General features: G+C 71.2%; 16 protein-coding genes. 6 read left to right on the forward strand and 10 right to left on the reverse strand.

Translation table 11 applies throughout. The annotated features are described in order from the left end of the window. The first annotated feature begins 1 nt into the window (after window position 1). From C8E99_RS14535 to C8E99_RS14545, 3 genes are read left to right on the forward strand one after another with little or no spacing between them, the layout of a single operon-like run. Window positions 2-1075 carry an ABC transporter permease gene (locus C8E99_RS14535; RefSeq protein WP_115932902.1) on the forward strand — a complete coding sequence of 358 codons (1074 nt, stop codon included), beginning with the start codon at window positions 2-4 and terminating at the stop codon, window positions 1073-1075. Continuing rightward, window positions 1072-1983 carry an ABC transporter permease gene (locus C8E99_RS14540; protein WP_115932903.1) on the forward strand — a complete coding sequence of 304 codons (912 nt, stop codon included), beginning with the start codon at window positions 1072-1074 and terminating at the stop codon, window positions 1981-1983. The genes C8E99_RS14535 and C8E99_RS14540 overlap by 4 nt, the downstream gene beginning before the upstream one ends. Next, entirely contained in the window at window positions 1983-3752 is a 1770-nt protein-coding gene (locus C8E99_RS14545; protein WP_115932904.1) for a dipeptide ABC transporter ATP-binding protein, read from the forward strand. Before C8E99_RS14540 ends, C8E99_RS14545 begins: the two co-directional genes overlap by 1 nt. Before the next feature lie 27 nt (window positions 3753-3779). On the opposite strand, the gene C8E99_RS14550 is transcribed toward C8E99_RS14545, so the two are convergent. Continuing rightward, window positions 3780-4850 carry an aldo/keto reductase gene (locus C8E99_RS14550; protein ID WP_115932905.1) on the reverse strand — a complete coding sequence of 357 codons (1071 nt, stop codon included), beginning with the start codon at window positions 4848-4850 and terminating at the stop codon, window positions 3780-3782. Window positions 4851-4920: 70 nt separating this feature from the next. Between C8E99_RS14550 and C8E99_RS14555 the strand changes: the two genes are divergently transcribed. Then, entirely contained in the window at window positions 4921-5811 is an 891-nt protein-coding gene (locus C8E99_RS14555) for an SRPBCC family protein (RefSeq protein ID WP_115932906.1), read from the forward strand. Between the two features lie 7 nt (window positions 5812-5818). On the opposite strand, the gene tgt is transcribed toward C8E99_RS14555, so the two are convergent. Next, complete coding sequence (gene tgt, locus C8E99_RS14560) at window positions 5819-7198, reverse strand: tRNA guanosine(34) transglycosylase Tgt (RefSeq protein WP_115932907.1); 1380 nt, start codon at window positions 7196-7198, stop codon at window positions 5819-5821. An 88-nt stretch (window positions 7199-7286) separates the two neighbouring features. On the opposite strand from tgt, the gene C8E99_RS14565 reads away from it, so the two are divergent. Continuing rightward, the gene (locus C8E99_RS14565; RefSeq protein WP_342767576.1) at window positions 7287-8417 is read left to right on the forward strand and encodes an FUSC family protein; all 1131 of its coding nucleotides are present in this window, start codon (window positions 7287-7289) and stop codon (window positions 8415-8417) included. 4 nt (window positions 8418-8421) lie between these two features. Here the strand turns inward: C8E99_RS14565 and C8E99_RS14570 are convergent, their stop codons facing one another. From C8E99_RS14570 to C8E99_RS14580, 3 genes are all read right to left on the reverse strand, one after another. After that, window positions 8422-9345, reverse strand: coding sequence for a DUF6707 family protein (locus tag C8E99_RS14570; protein WP_115932908.1), 924 nt, complete (start codon window positions 9343-9345; stop codon window positions 8422-8424). A 3-nt stretch (window positions 9346-9348) separates the two neighbouring features. After that, entirely contained in the window at window positions 9349-9888 is a 540-nt protein-coding gene (locus tag C8E99_RS14575) for an NUDIX hydrolase family protein (RefSeq protein ID WP_115932909.1), read from the reverse strand. Between the two features lie 72 nt (window positions 9889-9960). Then, window positions 9961-11163, reverse strand: coding sequence for an NADH:flavin oxidoreductase/NADH oxidase (locus C8E99_RS14580; RefSeq protein ID WP_115932910.1), 1203 nt, complete (start codon window positions 11161-11163; stop codon window positions 9961-9963). Window positions 11164-11211: 48 nt separating this feature from the next. Here C8E99_RS14580 and C8E99_RS14585 point away from each other — a divergent pair, with 48 nt between their 5' ends. Continuing rightward, window positions 11212-11520: a hypothetical protein gene (locus C8E99_RS14585; protein WP_115932911.1), complete on the forward strand. Its 309-nt coding sequence runs from the start codon at window positions 11212-11214 to the stop codon at window positions 11518-11520. Here C8E99_RS14585 and C8E99_RS14590 read toward each other — a convergent pair. Genes C8E99_RS14590 through C8E99_RS14610 form a run of 5 tightly spaced genes read right to left on the reverse strand, consistent with a single transcriptional unit; the run spans window position 11517 to window position 17168 of the window. Next, on the reverse strand, window positions 11517-13331 hold the full coding sequence (locus tag C8E99_RS14590) for a hypothetical protein (protein WP_147301250.1): 1815 nt from the start codon (window positions 13329-13331) through the stop codon (window positions 11517-11519). The two genes, C8E99_RS14585 and C8E99_RS14590, sit on opposite strands and share 4 nt — an antisense overlap. After that, complete coding sequence (locus tag C8E99_RS14595) at window positions 13328-13939, reverse strand: DedA family protein (RefSeq protein WP_115932913.1); 612 nt, start codon at window positions 13937-13939, stop codon at window positions 13328-13330. The genes C8E99_RS14590 and C8E99_RS14595 overlap by 4 nt, the downstream gene beginning before the upstream one ends. Window positions 13940-13944: 5 nt before the next feature. Next, window positions 13945-14964, reverse strand: a complete 1020-nt coding sequence (locus C8E99_RS14600) for a pseudouridine synthase (protein ID WP_115932914.1) — start codon at window positions 14962-14964, stop codon at window positions 13945-13947. A 55-nt stretch (window positions 14965-15019) separates the two neighbouring features. Further along, window positions 15020-16210 carry a glucose-1-phosphate adenylyltransferase family protein gene (locus C8E99_RS14605; RefSeq protein WP_115932915.1) on the reverse strand — a complete coding sequence of 397 codons (1191 nt, stop codon included), beginning with the start codon at window positions 16208-16210 and terminating at the stop codon, window positions 15020-15022. Between the two features lie 43 nt (window positions 16211-16253). Then, the gene (locus C8E99_RS14610) at window positions 16254-17168 is read right to left on the reverse strand and encodes a DNA-formamidopyrimidine glycosylase family protein (protein ID WP_115932916.1); all 915 of its coding nucleotides are present in this window, start codon (window positions 17166-17168) and stop codon (window positions 16254-16256) included. Between the last annotated feature and the right edge of the window lies 1 nt (window position 17169).

A 17169-nucleotide genomic window follows, 5' to 3' on the forward strand; every position in this document is an offset into this window, starting at 1 on the left:
CATGCCCGTCACCACCGGAACCACCGTGCCCACTGAGAACCAAACCACTGCACCCGCCCAGCCATCAGCCCCGGAGCCCGGTCCCGGTCCCCGTCCTGAGCCTGGCCCCGTCCGGCGCGGACGCCCGGTCGCCTCGACCGCCGCGCTCATCGGGAAGAAGGTCCTCGGCGCGCTGTTCGTCATCTGGGCCGCGGCCTCGATCACCTTCCTCATCCAGTCCCTGCTGCCCGGAGACCGCGCCACGCTGTTGTTGAACCAGCAGACCGGGCAGGTGCAGGAGCGCTCCGCCGAGGAACTGGCGCCGATCAACGAGCAGTTCGGCTTCGACGATCCGCTGATCACCCAGTACGTCACCTTCCTGGGTGGCCTGCTGCGCGGGGACCTGGGCACGTCCTACACCCTGTACCAGCCGGTCACCACCGTGATCGGGGACCAGATCGTCCCCACCCTGGTCCTGACGTTCACCGCCCTGGCCGTGGCCTGGGCCCTGGCGATCGTGCTGCTGTTGCTCACGGCCCGCCGCGCGCCCTGGGTGTCCCGGATCTTCTCCGGTCTCGAGTCCGCGGCGGCCGCCCTGCCGCAGTACTGGCTGGGCATCATCCTGCTCGTGGTGTTCTCCCTGTGGCTGGGACTCTTCCCCGTGGTCTCGGGCAGTGGCACGGCCGGCCTGGTGCTGCCGGCGTTGACCCTCGGCATCCCGCTGGCCGGCTTCCTCGCCCAGGTGATGCGCGCCGAGTTCGAGCGGACCCTGGATGAACCGTTCGTCCTCACCGCCCGGGCCCGAGGCATGTCCGACGGCGGCGTGCGGCTGCGCCACGTGCTGCGCCACTCGCTGTTGCCCGGTCTCAGCCTGACCGGCTGGGCGGTGGGAGCCCAGTTCTCCGCCGCCGTGATCGCCGAGAACGTGTTCGCCCGTCCCGGCCTCGGCCGGGTCCTGGTCACCGCCGTCAACGGCCGTGATCTGCCGGTGGTCTGCGGCGTGGTCATGCTCGTGGCCCTGGTCTACGTGATCACCAACCTGATCGTGGACACCGCCTACATCCTCGTGGACCCCCGATTGAAGGAGGCAGCATGACCACCCAGCCCCAGACCCAGCCCCGAATAACAGCCGACGCCGGCACCACCGGTGCGGTGCCCGCCGCGCCTCACCCGGCCGGGCCGGCGTCGTCGGCGGCCTGGCGACGGGTCCCGACCACCGTGTGGATCGCCGGGGTGTTCGCGGGACTGCTGGTCCTCGCCGCGTTCGCCCCCGGGGTCCTGGCCACCCATGATCCGCGTGCCATCACCCTGGAGGCCCCGCTGGCCCCTCCCGGCTGGGAGCACTGGTTCGGCACCGACCAGTCCGGCCGGGACCTGTACTCGAGGATCGTGCACGGCACGGCCCAGTCCCTGCTGATCGGACTCGGTGCCGCGGCCGTGGGCGTGGGACTCGCCGTGGTCTTCGGATCCTGGGCCGCACTGGGCGGACGCTGGGCGGACACCGTCATCGGCCGGGGGATCGAAGTCCTCTTCGCCTTCCCCATCCTGCTGCTGGCCATGGTGTTCATCGCCGTCTACGGGCCCTCGGTGCAGACCCTGATCCTCGCGGTCGGGCTCGGGATCGCCCCCGGCTATGCCCGGATGGTCCGCGCCCAGGTGATGAGCGTCCGGCGGTCCGGCTACGTCCAGGCGGCGCAGGCCCTGGGTCACCACCCCGGCCGTGTCCTGACGCAGCACATCCTGCCGAATGCCCTGCGGCCCCTGCTGGCGGTCCTGACCCTCGGCATCGGCCAGTCCATCGTCTGGGCCTCCGGCCTGGCGTTCCTCGGCTTCGGCGTGGCCCCGCCCTCGCCCGAGTGGGGCGCCCTGCTGGAGGCCGGCCGCCCCTACATCATCGAGGCCTGGTGGCTGGAGATCATCCCGGGCCTGGCCGTGCTGGCCACCGCCCTGACCGCCACCGTCCTCGGCAAGTTCGTGGAGTCCACCCTAGAAGGAGAACGCTGATGACCACTGTGACCGACGCTGACACCGCCACGCCGCTCCGGACGGACCCGGCCCCTGAGACCGGCGCCGCCAGAGCCGCTCCCCGTCCCCTGGCCGAGTTGGAGAACCTCAACGTCTGGTTCTCGGACGCCCACGGCCGCCGCAGCCACGTGGTGCATGACGTCTCCGTGCAGATCCAGCCCGGCGAGTGCGTGGCGATCATCGGCGAATCGGGCTCGGGCAAGTCCGTCACCGCCCGGACCCTCATCGGCCTGACCGGGCCCGGCTCCCACGTGCAGGCAGACACGGCCACCGCGCTGGGCCGGGACATCCAGACGCTGCGGGACGCGGACTGGCGGTCCATCCGCGGCAAGGACATCGGCTTCATCCTGCAGGACGCCCTCGTCTCCCTGGACCCATTGCGCACCGTGGGAGCGGAGATCGGCGAATCGCTGCGCCTGCACGGCGTGCGGGACCGTGCGGAGCGGGCCGCCCGGGTGGAACAGCTCCTCGCGGAGGTCGGCGTCCCGGAGCCGCACCTGGTGGCAGGCCAGCGACCGGACCAGCTCTCCGGTGGCCTGCGCCAGCGCGCCCTGATCGCCTCGGCCATCGCCAACCACCCGTCCCTGGTGGTGGCCGACGAACCGACCACCGCCCTCGATGTCACCGTCCAGGCCCAGGTCCTGGACCTACTGGCCCAGCGCAAGGAGGACGGCACCGCGATCCTGCTGATCAGCCACGACTTCTCCGTGGTGGGACGGTTGGCCGACCGCGTGCTGGTGATGCAGGGCGGCTGGATCGTGGAGTCCGGGACCGCGGCCGAGGTCCTACAGAACCCACAGCACTCCTACACCCGCCAGCTGCTGGACGCCGTGCCCTCCGGCCACACCAAGGGCGAGTACCTCACCGAGGACGGTCGGCTCCGGGCGCTCGAGCGCGCCGCGGACTCCGAGGCCACCATCCCGGCGGCTGAGGCGCCCGCGGTGCTGTCCGCCCGCGGGCTGACCAAGTCCTACCGGGGGCCGGACGGCCGGGACCGCACCGTGGTGCGGGACGTGTCCTTCGACGTGTACGCCGGCAAGACCTTGGGGATCGTGGGGGAGTCCGGTTCGGGGAAGTCCACCACGGCCTCCATGGCGCTGGGTTTCATCACCCCGGACGCGGGCACCGTCCTGCTGGACGGTGCGCCCTGGAGCGAGCTGTCCCTGGCCGGCAGGAGGTCCCGCCGCCGCGAGGTGACCGTGGTCTACCAGGACCCGCTGAGCTCCTTCGACCCGCGGTGGAGCGGCGAGCGGATCCTCACCGACGCGCTCGACGCGGGCGCGGCCCCCGGGGTGTTCGCCTCGTCCCGGGCGCGGCGGGCCCACCGGCAGGAGCAGTCCGAGCGGGCGGCGCAGCTGGCCCGCGTGGTCGGCCTCGCCCCGGAACACCTGGCCAAGCACCCGCTGCGGCTCTCCGGCGGTCAGCGGCAGCGGCTCTCGATCGCCCGGGCGCTGGCCCCGGAGCCGAAGGTCGTGGTGTTGGACGAGGCCGTCTCCGCCCTGGACGTCTCCGTGCAGGCCCAGGTGCTGGACCTGCTCTCCGAACTGCAGGAGACCCTCGGGACCACCTACCTGTTCATCTCCCACGACCTCGGGGTGATCCATCACATGAGCGACGAGATCCTGGTCATGAAGGACGGGACGGCCGTGGAGTACGGAGGGGCCGACCGCGTGTTCGAACAGCCGGACCATGACTACACGCGGGCGCTGCTCGGCTCGCTTCAGGCCCTCTCCACCCACGTGCCCTGACCCGGCTGATCCAGGTGCCGGTGAACCTCAGTCGATCCGGGCGGAGACGTTCCAGATGTCGATGCTGGACTCGCGGCCGGTGATCGCATCGATGCGCGCCAACTCCTCGTCCGTGAACGCCGTGTTGGCCAGGGCGCCCAGGTTCTCGTCCAGCTGTCCCGTGGAGGAGGCCCCCAGCAGCACCGAGGTCACCCCGCCCTCGCGCAGCAGCCAGGCGATGGCCAGCTGGGCCAGGGACTGGCCGCGCTCGCCGGCGATCTCGTTCAGCGCCCGGGCCGTCGCGAGGTTCTCCTCGGTGAGGTGACCGGACAGGGAGGTGCGGCCGCCGGAGGGGACGGCGCCGTCGTCGTGCAGGTACTTGTCCGTCAGCAGGCCCTGGGCCAGTGGCGTGAAGGCGATGGACCCCATGTCCTGCTCCTGCAGGGTCTGCAGGAGGCCGTCCTCCACCCAGCGGTTGAGCAGGGAGTATGCGGGCTGGTGGATCACCAGCGGAGTGCCCAGCTCCCGGGCGATGCGCTGGGCCTCGACCGTGCGCTCGGGTGAGTAGGAGGACAGGCCCACGTAGAGCGCCTTGCCTTGGGTGACCAGGGTGTGCAGGGCACCGATGGTCTCCTCCAGGGGGGTGTCCGCATCCGCGCGGTGGGAGTAGAACAGGTCCACGTAGTCCAGGCCCATCCGCTGCAGGGAGGCGTCCGCGGAGGCCAGGATGTACTTGCGGGAGCCCAGGTTGCCGTACGGCCCCGGCCACATGTTCCAGCCCGCCTTCGAGGAGATGATCAACTCGTCCCGGTAGCGGCCCAGGTCCTTGGCCAGGACGCGGCCGAAGTTCTCCTCGGCGGATCCGGCGGGCGGCCCGTAGTTGTTGGCCAAGTCGAAGTGCGTGATGCCGCGGTCGAAGGCATGGGTCAGGATCTCCCGCTGGGTGGAGAAGGGGCGGTTGTCCCCGAAGTTCCACCACAGTCCCAGGCTGATCGGCGGCAGCGCGAGGCCCGTGGCGCCGACCCGGCGGTAGCCGGTGGACTCATAGCGGTCCGCCGCCGCCACATAGGGGGCGTGGTGTTCGGGCGTGGGTACGGGGCGGATCTCACCGGTGCTCATGCAGTCCTCCAAGACGTTCGTCGGTCTTCTACCGTGGAGCACTGTACGCCCCGGATGGCAGGCTGGGGACATGAGCGAAACACAGGGCCATCCAGCCGTCACCGGCGAACCCACCGCCTGGTTCGAGCGGGACGGTCCGGCCTGCCGCACCATCGTGGAGGTGGCCGTCCCCGGAACCGCCGAGGAGGCCTGGGAATCGGTCGCCACCGGCCCCGGCTACCGCCGCTGGTTCGTCGAGGCCGAGCTGGAGCCCCGCGTCGGCGGCGCCCTGGTCACCCACCATGGCGACTTCGGCGACTCCGAGGGCACCATCACCGCCTGGGATCCGCCCCACCGCTACGCGTACGTGGAACCCGACTGGATGGGCGAGGGCACCCCGGTCCCGGACTGGACCACCGAGATCACCCTGGAACCCGTGCCCGACGACGGCCCGCCGGCCACCCTCGTCCGGCTCACCAGCGGCGTGGCCACCGAGGCGGAAACCTGGGGCGAGGACATCGAGGGCACGCTGCCCGGCTGGCGGTCCGCGCTGCGGCTGCTCGCCGAGTTCCACACCCACTTCGCCGGGCGGGACACCGCCCAGGCCCTGGTGATGCGCGAGGTCCCGGAGGGACACCGGCTGACGGTGCTGCTGGGATTGGACGGGGCCGTCGTCGGGCAGCAGGCCACCGCCCGGGCCGAGGCCGGCGGGTGGCACCTCGCGGTGACCGGCACGGTGATCGAGGCGAGCAGCGGCCGGGCCGGTGAGGGGCCGACCCAGCAGGACTCCGTGGTTCTGCGCGTGACCGACGGAACCGCTCCGGGCGTCTACGAGTTCGGCACCATGCAGTACGGCGAGACCCGGATGTCCGTGGTGCGCGGCTACCTGTACCTTCCCTTCGGCGCAGATCCGGACGCCTCCTCGGCTGCCAGAGCAACGGAACGGGACTGGTCCGCTATCGTCGATGCCCTTCTGGCGTGACGGGCGGTCAGGCCTTCGGGGCGTAGTAGCGGCCCAGCACCTCGTCCTTCAGGTCCCAGAACGTGCCGTCCTGGATGGAGACGCGGATCCGGTCCACCAGGCGCACGGTGAAGCGCTCGTTGTGGATGGAGATCAGCGTGTGCGCCACCATCTCCTTGGCCTTGATGAGGTGGTGGATGTACGCCCGCGTGTAGTGGGCGCAGGTATAGCAGTCGCAACCCTCCTCCAGTGGGGAGAAGTCGCGCTTGTACTTGGCCCCGGGCAGGTTGAAGCGGCCGTCGGCGGTGTAGAAGGCACCGGTGCGGGCCACACGGGTGGGGGAGACGCAGTCGAAGGTGTCCGCGCCGTTCTCCACGGAGGTGAACAGGTCATCCGGTTCGGAGATGCCCAGCAGGTGCCGTGGCTTGTCCTCCGGCAGCTCCTCGGCGCACCAGCCCACGATCGTGCCCAGATTCGCCTTCTCCAGGGCCCCGCCGATCCCGTAGCCGTCGAAACCGTGCTCGAGGGCATCACCGCCACTGCCGCCGCCGTCGGGGAATCCCGTGCGCATGGCGGCCAGGTCACCGCAGGCCTGACGCCGCAGGTCCTCGTACTGCGCCCCCTGGATGACCCCGAACAGGGCCTGGTAGGGCTTGGCCGCGCGCTCGCCGGTGAGGCGGGCGTGCTCGTCGAGGCAGCGCTGGGCCCAGCGGCGGGTCCGCTCGAGGGCTTCCTCCTGATAGCCGCGGGAGTTGTGCAGGGTGGTGAGCTCATCGAAGGCGAACATGATGTCCGCGCCGAGCTGGTGCTGGATGCCCACGGAGACCTCCGGGGTGAACCGGTGCTGGTCCCCGTTGAGGTGGGACTTGAACCAGACCCCGTCCTCATCCACGTTGGCCAGTCGCTCCTTGCCGGGCGCCACGGCGTCGTCCGCGCCCTGGCCGGAGGGGGCCTTCGGGCCGGCCATATCGATGACCTTCTTGAACCCCGAGCCCAGGCTCATCACCTGGAAACCGCCGGAGTCGGTGAACGTCGGCCCGTGCCAGTTCATGAACTGTCCCAGGCCGCCGGCCTCGTCCAGCAGGTCCGCTCCCGGCTGCAGGTACAGGTGATAGGCATTGGCCAGCAGGGCCTGCGCGCCGAGCTCCGCCATGGCCTCGGGCAGCACGGCCTTCACGGTGGCCTGCGTGGCCACCGGGATGAACGCCGGCGTCTGGATGGTCCCGTGCGGGGTGGTGATGGTCCCCGTGCGGCCCGGGCGCGGCTGCCCGTCCGGTCCGGTCAGGCGGGAGCCGACGCCGAAGGAGAAGTCCCGCGGCGTGGCCGCGGCGGGTGCGGGGCCGGCGTCGGGCGTGGCGTTGGTCCCCGGGGCGTGCGCTGGGTTACGGGGGGACGTCTGATGGGTCACGGTGGGCGGGGTTCCTTCGATCGGGGGTCTGCCATCAATGGTATGTATCAGGGGAGGGAAGCATGACCACAGGAGAATGAGGCGGACGGTGGCAGACAGCACGGACGAGGCCGGGGGCCGAGCGAGGCCCCGGCTTGCGGACATCAACCCGATCCCCTCGTTCTTCACCATGGCGCCGGCCGACCGTGACCACGAGGTCGCCATCCGCTGCGGGATCACCGTGCTCGTCCCGCTGCTGACCCTGCTGCTGATCGACCGGATCGACCTGGCGGTCTTCGCCTCCTTCGGCGCCTTCACCGGGATCTACGGCCGGAACCTGGCGCACGGGGCCCGGCTGCAGATGCAGGCCCGGGCCGGTTCCCTCATGGCCGTGGTGCTGCTGCTGGCCACCCTGGCCGGACGCAACGGCTTCTCCGGTTCCGAACAGCCCTGGGCCCTCGTGGGGCTGACCACCCTCGTGGCCGGGGCCTGCGCCGTGGTGGCCGCCTACTGGAACCTGCGCCCATCCGGATCCCTGTTCCACATCTTCGCCTTCGCGGCGGTGTCCTCCGTGCCGTTCCAGCCGCCCCTGGGCGAGGCGATGCTGACGGCGGTGCTGACCATCGGGTTCGCGTTGCTGGTCGGGATCTCCTCCCGGGTGCTGCCCCGGAACCGGCACCGCATCGAACGGCCCGCTGGTGAACCGACGACCGGTCGGCACCGCCTGGTCTGGTCCGAGGCGGCCTGGTACGTGGTGGCCGCCGGGGTGGCCGGCTCGTTGGCGACGGCGCTGGGGCCGGTGCTGGGCATCGATCACAACTACTGGGCCATGGTCGCAGCCGTGGTCCCGCTCGTCGGCCACTCCACGCGATATCGCGTGAACCGCGGCCTGCAGCGCATCCTGGGCACGTTCCTGGGCCTGCTGGTCCTCGCCGGGGTGTTGTGGATCCACCCGCCACTGTGGGCCATCGTGCTGATCATCGCCGTGCTGCAGTGCACTGCCGAGCTCTACATCGCCCGCCAGTACGTCTTGGCGCAGATCGCCGTCACCCCGCTGGCCCTGCTCTCCACCGTCCTGGCCATGAGCTCCTCCACCACCGCCGTGGACACCACCGGGCTGATCTACGACCGCTTCGTCGAGACGGTGATCGGCGCCCTCGTGGGCATGGCCTGCGTCCTGACGCCCTGGGCCTGGCGCAAGTGGGTGCTCCACTCCGAGCACCCGTCCCGGATCGGCTGAGGCGTCAGTCCTCCGGGGCGGTCTCGGCGATCCGGTCCGCCAGGGCGCGCAACGCCGCGACCTCGCGGCGCACGCGCCGGTCCAGCTCCTCTTCCGTGAACGTCTCCGAGCCGCCGCGAGCCCGCAGGTACATCAGCGTGGCCAGCCGGGACTCGCGCCATCCGCGTTCGCCGATCGGATCACCGTTGGCCTCGGCGCGCAGCACCTCGCGGTCGTAGAGGTTCGGTTCGTTCATCTGCCGCTGGCGGATCTCGGCAGCCCGCTGGGCGCGGATCGGATCCTCTTCGTCCTGGTCCGGCTCGGCCAGGCGCGCGCCAGCCGCCCGGCCCTCCGCCACCTCGCCGCGGTGGAAGTGGATGTTGGCGGCCAGGGCCAGGGAGGACTCGATGGACTTCCACCGTCCCATCGCCCCGTCATAGGGCAATTGGGTCAGCAGGGTGGTCAGCCGCAGGGCGCCGTCGGAGTCGTCCAGGTCGATGAACAGGTGCCGGGCCAGCGTGTCGATGTCCTCGAGCTGGGCGCCCGAGCGCAGGTTGATGCCCCGGGACAGCTTCGAGGCCACGGCCAGCACGTGCTGGTTGTCCGGGTGCAGCTGGGCGACCTCCACGACGGTGGCCTCCGGGCTGCCCTCCTCCGTGGGGGAGAGGTCCGTGCTGACGTCCAGGGCCGGTGCCGGCCGGTGCGTGCGCACACGGATGGTGGAGCCGTAGGCGATCCGCACCTCGCGGCCGTCGGACAGGGTGGCGACCACGAGGGCCGGGGTGCCGAAATCATCGCGAGTCGTGCGGACCTGAGCCACGGGGGTCGAGGGTTCGCCCTGCCGGGTCAGGAAACGGTCACCCGGCCCGACCTGCTGGGCCTTGACGGAACGCAGGTAGTCTCCTGCGGCGTCGTGCGGTCCGGTGTTCTGGGGGTTCGGGGTGGTCATGGTTCAGCGCCCCCATCCCACGTGGGCGAGGGCCTGGCGCACCAGGTTCCCGCGGCCGCCGATGAACTCGGCCTGGACCACCTCACTGACCGCCTCCTCCGGGGTCAGCCAGGACAGTTCCAGGGCGTCACCGCGGGGTTGGCATTCGCCCGTCACGGGCACCAGGTAGGCCAGGGCCACGGCGTGCTGGCGGTCATCCGTCAGCCCGGTCTCCGAGGGGCTGGGGAAGTACTCGGCCACCGTGAACGGCGTGATGGACGGCGGTAATTGCGGCAGGGCGAGCGGGCCGAGGTCCTTCTCCAAGTGGCGCATGAGGGCGGCACGCACGGTCTCCCGGTACTGCACCCGGCCGGAGACCAGGGTGCGGCGCAAGTGGCCGTCATTGTCCGCCCGGTACAGCAGGCCGATCTCCGACACGTATCCGAGGGGGTCAAGGCGGACCGGCAGGGCCTCCACGTAGACCATGGGCAGGCGGCGGCGGGCCTCGTACAGTTCCTCTTCCGACAGCCACCCGGGATTCGGGTCGGGGGTGCGAACGCTCATGCCCTCAGTTCTACCCGAGTCCGGTGCACCGGTCACGCCGACGGCCCGTGGAGGGGGCAGACTGGGGACATGTCAGCTCGCCACGCCTGCGGCCGCGGTCTCACGCTGGCGCACCGGGGTGGACAGCCGGCCCCAGGAACCGCGGTGATAGGCCGGAGCCAGCAGCTGCCGCCACCGCTCGTCTCCGAGCGACTGGGCGGCCTCCACGGGCCAGTTGGGATGGACCAGGGCGGCCCGGCCGATGTCGACGGCATCCGCCCGGCCCTCGGCGATCACGGACTCGGCGAGCTCCGGATCGGTGATCGCCCCGACGGCCGAGACGAACAGGCGGCGGGAGGTGCCGTCGTCGGACACCGGCATGCCTTGCCCCGCACCCAGGGCGAGATCCGCGGTTCCCGCGAGGACGGCGTCGGCCAGGGGAACCTGGTAGGCGGGGCCCTTGGGTCCCTGGTAGACGTCGCCAATGCCGCCGGAGGAGACATCCACCCAGTCCAGGCCCAGACCCGTGAGCTCGCGGACGAGGCGGACGGTGTCCTGCTCGCCCCAGCTGTCCTCGAGCCAGTCGGAACCGGAGAGCCGGATGCCGAGGATCTTCTCCGCCGGCCACACCTCGCGGACCGCCTCCACGATCCGGCGGGCCAAGCGGGTGCGGTTCTCGAAGGAGCCGCCCCACTCATCCGTCCGGCGGTTGGTGACGGGGGACAGGAACTGGTGGATGAGGTAACCGTGGGCACCGTGGATCTGCACGGCGTCGAACCCGGCCTCGTCAGCGCGTCGGGCGGACGCGGCGAAGGCCAAGATGACCTGCTCGATCTCGGCACCGCTCAGCTCCCGGGTGGGGCCGACGGCGGAGACGGCCGGGACGCCGGAGGGGGAGACGGTCTCCCAGCCGCCCTCATCCAGCGGGATGGCGTCATCCGGGTAGCCCGGGTGGGCGGGCCAGGTGGAGGCCTTGGAGCCGGCGTGCGCCAGCTGGATGGCCGGGACGGCGCCCTGGGAGCGGATGAAGTCGACGATCGGGGCCCAGGCATCCCGCTGGGCGTCGTTCCACAGGCCGGTGTCCTGGTCCGAGATGCGTCCCTCGGGGACCACCGAGGAGGCCTCGGCCACCACCATTCCGAAGCCACCGGAGGCGCGGGCACCCAGGTGGGCCAGATGCCAGGGCCCGGGGACGCCGTCCTTGGCGGTGACGTTGTACTGGCACATGGGCGGCAGGATCAGCCGGTTGCGCAGGGTGAGGCCGGACACGGTCACGGGATCGAAGAGAAGACTCATGTCAGGCACAACCACGGGGTGGTCCGGGAGTATTCCTAGACTGTCCCCATGCCGTCCTTCCGCGCCCGACTCCAGATCGGTGACCTGTTGCCCGGCCATTCCCCCGAAGAGGTGATGGACCGGGCCGAGACGGCACTGGCCGCCACCCACAATGTGGAGGCCAAGGACCTGGAGGTCGTGGCACGCGTGCCGCGCATCGTCCTACGGTTCACGGTTCCGGACTCCACCTGGGACTCGGAGAACCGCGCCGCCCTGGCCGCGGCCGGCCGGATGCGCGAGGGCGTCCGGGACGTGGCCACGACCGGTCGACTGGACGTGCTCCGCCGGGACCGCGGCCGGTGGGCGCCGGTCGGCTAGAACTCGTCGACCTCGTGGCCCAGGGCGGCCCGGTGCTCGGCGTGGTTGATCCGGTAGCGCCGGTTCTCGGTGGCCAGCAGCACCATGAAGAGGCCCATGGCGGCCACGATCGCGACCCAGACGGAGGTCATGGACCCCACGAGCCGGGGCACCAGGATCGCGGCCAGGCCCCAGGAGAGGCCGAGGGCGATGCTGATGCGGCCGCGCTCGGTCATGGACATCATGGTGGTGCCCCAGACCACCACCACCAGGGTGAGCACAGCCCAGACCGGGCCGGGGATCCAAAGCAGATTGATGCCGAGAGCCTGCAGCCAGACCGACGCGTTCGTGGCGGCGAAGATCAGGGCCCAACCCGTGAACAGCCCGATCATGCCGTCCGTGATGGCCCGCTCCGCGCGGTTCCGCGCGGTGTAGAGGTTCAGCTGGTGGACGCTGTCCACCAGGAGATAGCCCAGGGCCAGCCAGACGACCAGCTCGACGCCGAGCATGACGCCGGTCCGGGCGAGGACGAACCAGACCACCGTGGCCACCAGGGCCACCGCCACGCGCCAGCCGGTGGCGCGTTGCCGGTCCGCGGAGGCCTGGCTCGGCAACCACTGGTGCACCGTGTAGATGCCCAGGGCCACCCACAGCACCGGCCAGATGAGCTGGTGCCAGAGGGCCATGGACAGCATGGAGAAGCCGCCGGCGAACCGCCCCTCATGCAGGTCGTGCAGCCAGGGCCCGGTGGCGTCCTCGCCCAGGAAGCCGAGGCCGTAGACGCCGCCGAGCACGAACACCAGGTAGGCCACGGTCACGGTGACCCGGCGGAGCAGGTCCAGCGGGGTCGGTGCCGGGTCCGGTTCCCGGGAGGGCAGGTTGTAGGGCGGGATGTAGCCGTGGGGCGCCTGTGCCGGCTCTGGCTCCGCGGCGGCGGACGCCGGCCGGGTGCGGCGGACCGTGGAGGCCTCGATGGCCTGGGCCTTCTCCACGATCCGGTCGCGGTGACGCCATTCCGGCAAGGAGGCCCGGGCGCGTTCCAGCAGTTGGGCATCGGTCAGGTTCTCGCCGCGCTCCTCGAGCATGGCGCGCCGTTCCGCCGGGGGAACCCAGTCGGTCCCATCGGACTCGCGGGCCGCGACCTGCAGGGCCCACGTCTCGCGTTCGCGCTGGCGGGCCAGCCACTCCTCGTGTTCCTGGCGTTCCATCTCCCGGCGCAGGGCCTCTTCCTCGGCGCGCTGGAGTTCCAGCAGCCGTTCCTGCTCGAGGCGGGCCTCCTCCTCAGCCTGGCGTCGGGCCGCTCGTTCGGCCTCCTCGGCGGCGAGCCGTTCGGCCTCGAGCCGGTCTGCCTCGGCGTGCTCGGCGGCACGCTGGCGCTCGAGCTCCGCCTGCCGTTCGGCCTCGGCGCGTTCGGCGGCGGCTTTCCGCTCGGCCTCGGCCTTCTCCTCGACGCGGCGCTGGCGTTCCGCCTCGCGGTGGGCCTTCTGCCGTTCGTAGGCGGCCTTCATGGTGGTCGGCGACTCGTAGATGGACTGCGAGACCTTGTCCCAGTCGGGCTCGCCAAGGGAATCGAGCCAGTCGTTGAAGGATTCGAGGGGGCCCTGGGTCTCGTGCGTGTTGGCGTGCCGCAGCCGCGGCTGGTCCGCGGCGGGCTTCCGAGAGGTTTCCGTGGTGGAATCAGTGGGACTTTCGGCACTTTCGGCACTTTCGGCGCTGCCAGGGGCGTGATCGGGGCGTGATCCTTCACCCGCTCCGGTGGCCGGACCGGACGATTTCTCCGCCGCGGCCTTCATGCGTTCCAGCGCAGCAGAGGACGACGACTCAGCGTTCACCCATCACCTCTCCCCGAGCGCCGCCGGATGGCGACGATCCCCGCAATGATCAACCCTGCAAGGGTACCCAATCCCATGCCCACCACGGCGCTGGCCCAGAACGGCAGGCCTGTCGCGCTGCCGGTGAACCAGCCGAGCCCCACCATGTAGACGGACCACACGGCAGAACCGATGCCTGACAGGGCCAGGAACGGGCCCCAGGGGATGCCGGCGATCCCGGCAGCGGCCATGGACGCCGTCCGGCCACCCGACACGAAGCGCAATACGAACAGGGAGGCATACCCCGGCGCGGGGCCGGCCTTGTCCAGCAGCCTCAGGATCCCGCGGTGGATGCGCTGGCCCCACGAGGCTCGGTCGAGCAGCCCGGTCAACTGGAACCGGAACAGGGCATACAGTCCGATGTCCCCGGCCCAGCACCCCAGCCACGCCGCCAGCACGGAGGGCAACAGCGCCACGCTGCCCAGCTGGGACATGGCCCCCGAGCCGATGACGAACAGCTCGCTGGGCACGGGCGGCACGGGCGCATCGACGGCCACCAGGGCCGCGGTCAGCATGTGGAACCACCCGCCCAGCGACTCGACCCAGGCGGTGTCTAGGCCCGACTGCATGTCAGTCACGCCCCCGGTCCCGGGCGTTCGGACAGCGCCAGCTGGGAGCTGAATTGCCGTGGGACACCGGTCAGCGGGTCCGTGAACCCGATCGTCTGGGCCAGCAGCTGCAACGGCCGGTCGTAGTCGTCCGGGGCGGCGTCCAGCAGGACCGGATAGAACGGATCGTTGAGGATGCCCAGCCCGAGGGCGGCCAGGTGCACGCGCAGCTGATGGGTTCGGCCGGTGCGCGGGTGCAGGCGGAGGTGGGCGACGCCGGCGCCCGCCCAGGTGCCCGCGGAGACCCCCGCTTCGATCAGCTCGATCCGGGTCTGGGCATTGGCCCCCACGGTCGGCCGGTTCGTCTTCCGGCCCGGTCGGGTGGCCTGGCCCAGGCAGCGGCCCGACTCCCGGGGGCCGTAGTCCAGGGTGCGGGCGGTGAGCACACCCTTCACCTTGTCCATCCGGTTCCGGTAGGTCAGCGGGAACCGGCTTGCCGCGCCGCCGTCGGGAAGCGCCGAGACGGCCTCGTAGACCTTCCAGATCTGGCGCCGTTCGAAGAGCACCTGGTAGGCGCCCCGCGTGTCCGGGTTGGTGGAGAACATCACCACGCCGGCGGTCGCCCGGTCGAGGCGGTGCATGGGCACGAGGTGGTCCAGACCGAGCTGGTTGCGCAGCCGCACCAGCGCCGACTCCTGCACGAAGCGTCCACCCGGCGTGGTGGGCAGGAAATGCGGTTTGTCCGCCACCAGCAGGTGCTCGTCCTGATGGAGCACTGTGATGGGGAAGGGGATGGGCGCCTCCTGCGGAACACTGCGGTAGTACCAGACGAAGTCGTGGGCGCTCAGGGGGGTGTGCTCGGTGACCGTGGTGCCGTCGGCGGCGCGGACCTCGCCGGTGCGGAAGCGTTTGACGATCCCCACCGGGTCCACGTGGCCCCACCGGTGCAGCACGTAGTCCAGGATGGTGTCCCAACCGCTGTCCGGGACGGTGAGGCGGGTGGCGTTCACGCCGTCACGGACGGGCAGGGGCGGTTGCTGGGACACGGCCCCAGTCTTCCAGACCGCGGAGCCACGGACGGACGGCGGCTCGGTGGGGAGGTCAGGTGCCGGTGGTCTCGTCCGCGCTGGCGGGCCCGCGGTCCTCCGGTACGAGGACGGTGATGTTGCCGGGCCCGGGTTTCGTCCGGCCGGAGCGTCCGGTGGGGATCTCCGCGCCGACATCCGCGATGACCGATTCCAGTTCGGCACCGGCGGGGACCACGCAGTCACCGAGCAGGACCGACCGGGACACCCGGGCGCCGGCTTCCACCACCACGCCGGGGCCGACGATGCTGTGCTCGACCTCGCCCCTGATCCGGCAGCCGGCCGTCACGAGGGAGGCGGACACCGTGGCACGGGTGTCGATCCAGGCCGGCGGGGCATGCTTCGGGTTGGTGATCAGGGGCCAGCCGGGCCGGTCCAGGTCCAGGCCGGTGCCGTCCAGCAGTTCCATGTGCGCCTTGAAGTAGGCCTCCACGGTGCCGACGTCCCGCCAGTACCCGTCCAGCCGGTAGGCGTGGGTTCTCCGGTGATCCACGAAGTGCGGCACGATCGACTCCCCGTAGTCGCCCAGCGAGTCCCCGTCCGCGTCCCCGCGCTCCGCCGTGAGCCGGCGGGTCACCTGCCCCAGTGCGGCGACGTCGTAGACGAAGATCTCCGTGGCCACCAGACTGCCGTCCGGATCCTCGGGCTTGTGGTCGTAGCGGGTGACCGTGTGGTCCGCGTCCACCTGCACCACCCCGAAGCGGGAGGGGTCCTCGTCCGTCTGCGTGGTCACCACAGTCAGCTCGGACCCCCAGGCGCGGTGCTGTTCAAGGACAGGCCGCAGGTCGAACTGGTATAGGTGGTCGGCGCTGAGCACCACCACGGTGTCCGCGCCGAAGGACTCCAGCAGGGGCATCTGCTGGTGCAGGGCATGCCCGTTGCCGGCGGCGAAGCCCTCCTCGGTGCGTCCCTCGGCCGGGGGCAGCAGACGCAGGCCGTGGCGGGTGCCGTCCAGGTCCCACGGCCGGCCGCCGGCCAGGTGCTGGTTGAGGGTGAAGGGCCGGTACTGTTCCACGATCCACACGTCCCTCAGGCCCGAGTTGGCCAGATTGGACAGGACCACGTCGATGAGCCGGTACTGGCCGGCCACCGGGACGGCCGGTTTGGACCGGGCATCGGTCAGCGGGGACAGCCGGCTGCCTTGGCCTCCGGCCAGGACGAGGGCCACAGTGGAATGCGCGCGGTCCTGCGGGAACGGATCGGCCATCTCAGCCTCCTTGCGGATCGGACGTGCCGCGGCGCCGTAACGGTCACCGCTGGCACTGCCTGCACCAGTACAGGGTACGTTCCACGGTCTCGTCTCCGAGAGCCCCGACCGTGACCGACCCGCCGCAGCGCAGGCACCCCTCGCGCTGGCGGCCGTAGACCCAGTACGGCGGTGTGTTCCGCCGTTCGGGCCGGGTGGCGGGAAACGTGACGCGCACGCCGTAGGGGGCGCCGTCGTCGGGCACCACGCCCGTGGTGGTGCGCCGGGGTGCAGGTCGGCCGGGCAGGGCCGGCACCGTGTTGGCACGCATCAGGTTCCGGACCAAGTCCACCAGGCCCGGCAGGTCGGGGACGGAGGAGACTGGCCGGTGCGGGTCCAGGCCGGCCAGCAGGAGGGCCTCGCAGCGGTAGATGTTGCCGACGCCGGAGAGCAGCCGTTGGTCCAGCAGGGCCAGTCCGACGGGCCGCTCCGGGTCCACGAGCAGCCGCCGGACCCCTTCCGCCCTCAGCTCGCCGGCGCGGTCCGGGGCTTCCCACTCCGGGTCCAGCAGGTCGGGACCGAGGAAGCCCAGCCGGCCCGGGACCTCTGCGGTGGGCAGGACCTCGAGGAGGCCCAGTTGGAACCCGACCACTTGGTGACGGGCCGTCTCCAGCACGCACCGGGCCTGCCAGCCGGGATGGCGCCAGCGCGGCGTGACCGGGGATCCGGCATCGTCCACTCGGGAGTATGTCTCCCAGCGGCCCTCCATCTTGAGGTGGGAGAGCACCGTCAGTCCCTCGGCAGCATCAACCTCGAGCAGAAGGTATTTGGCCCGGGGCCGGACCGAAAGCACCGTCGTCCCGGCCAGGTCCAGGGTAGCCAACCGGGGGACGCGGAAATCGGTGCGGAGCAGTTCCTGGCCTTCCAGCACTGGCCGCAGCCGGTCGGCCAGCCGGACGAGGGAATCACCTTCGGGCATG

Origin of the sequence: Citricoccus muralis, assembly GCF_003386075.1 — a bacterium.
GTDB classification, from domain to species: Bacteria; Actinomycetota; Actinomycetes; order Actinomycetales; family Micrococcaceae; genus Citricoccus; species Citricoccus muralis.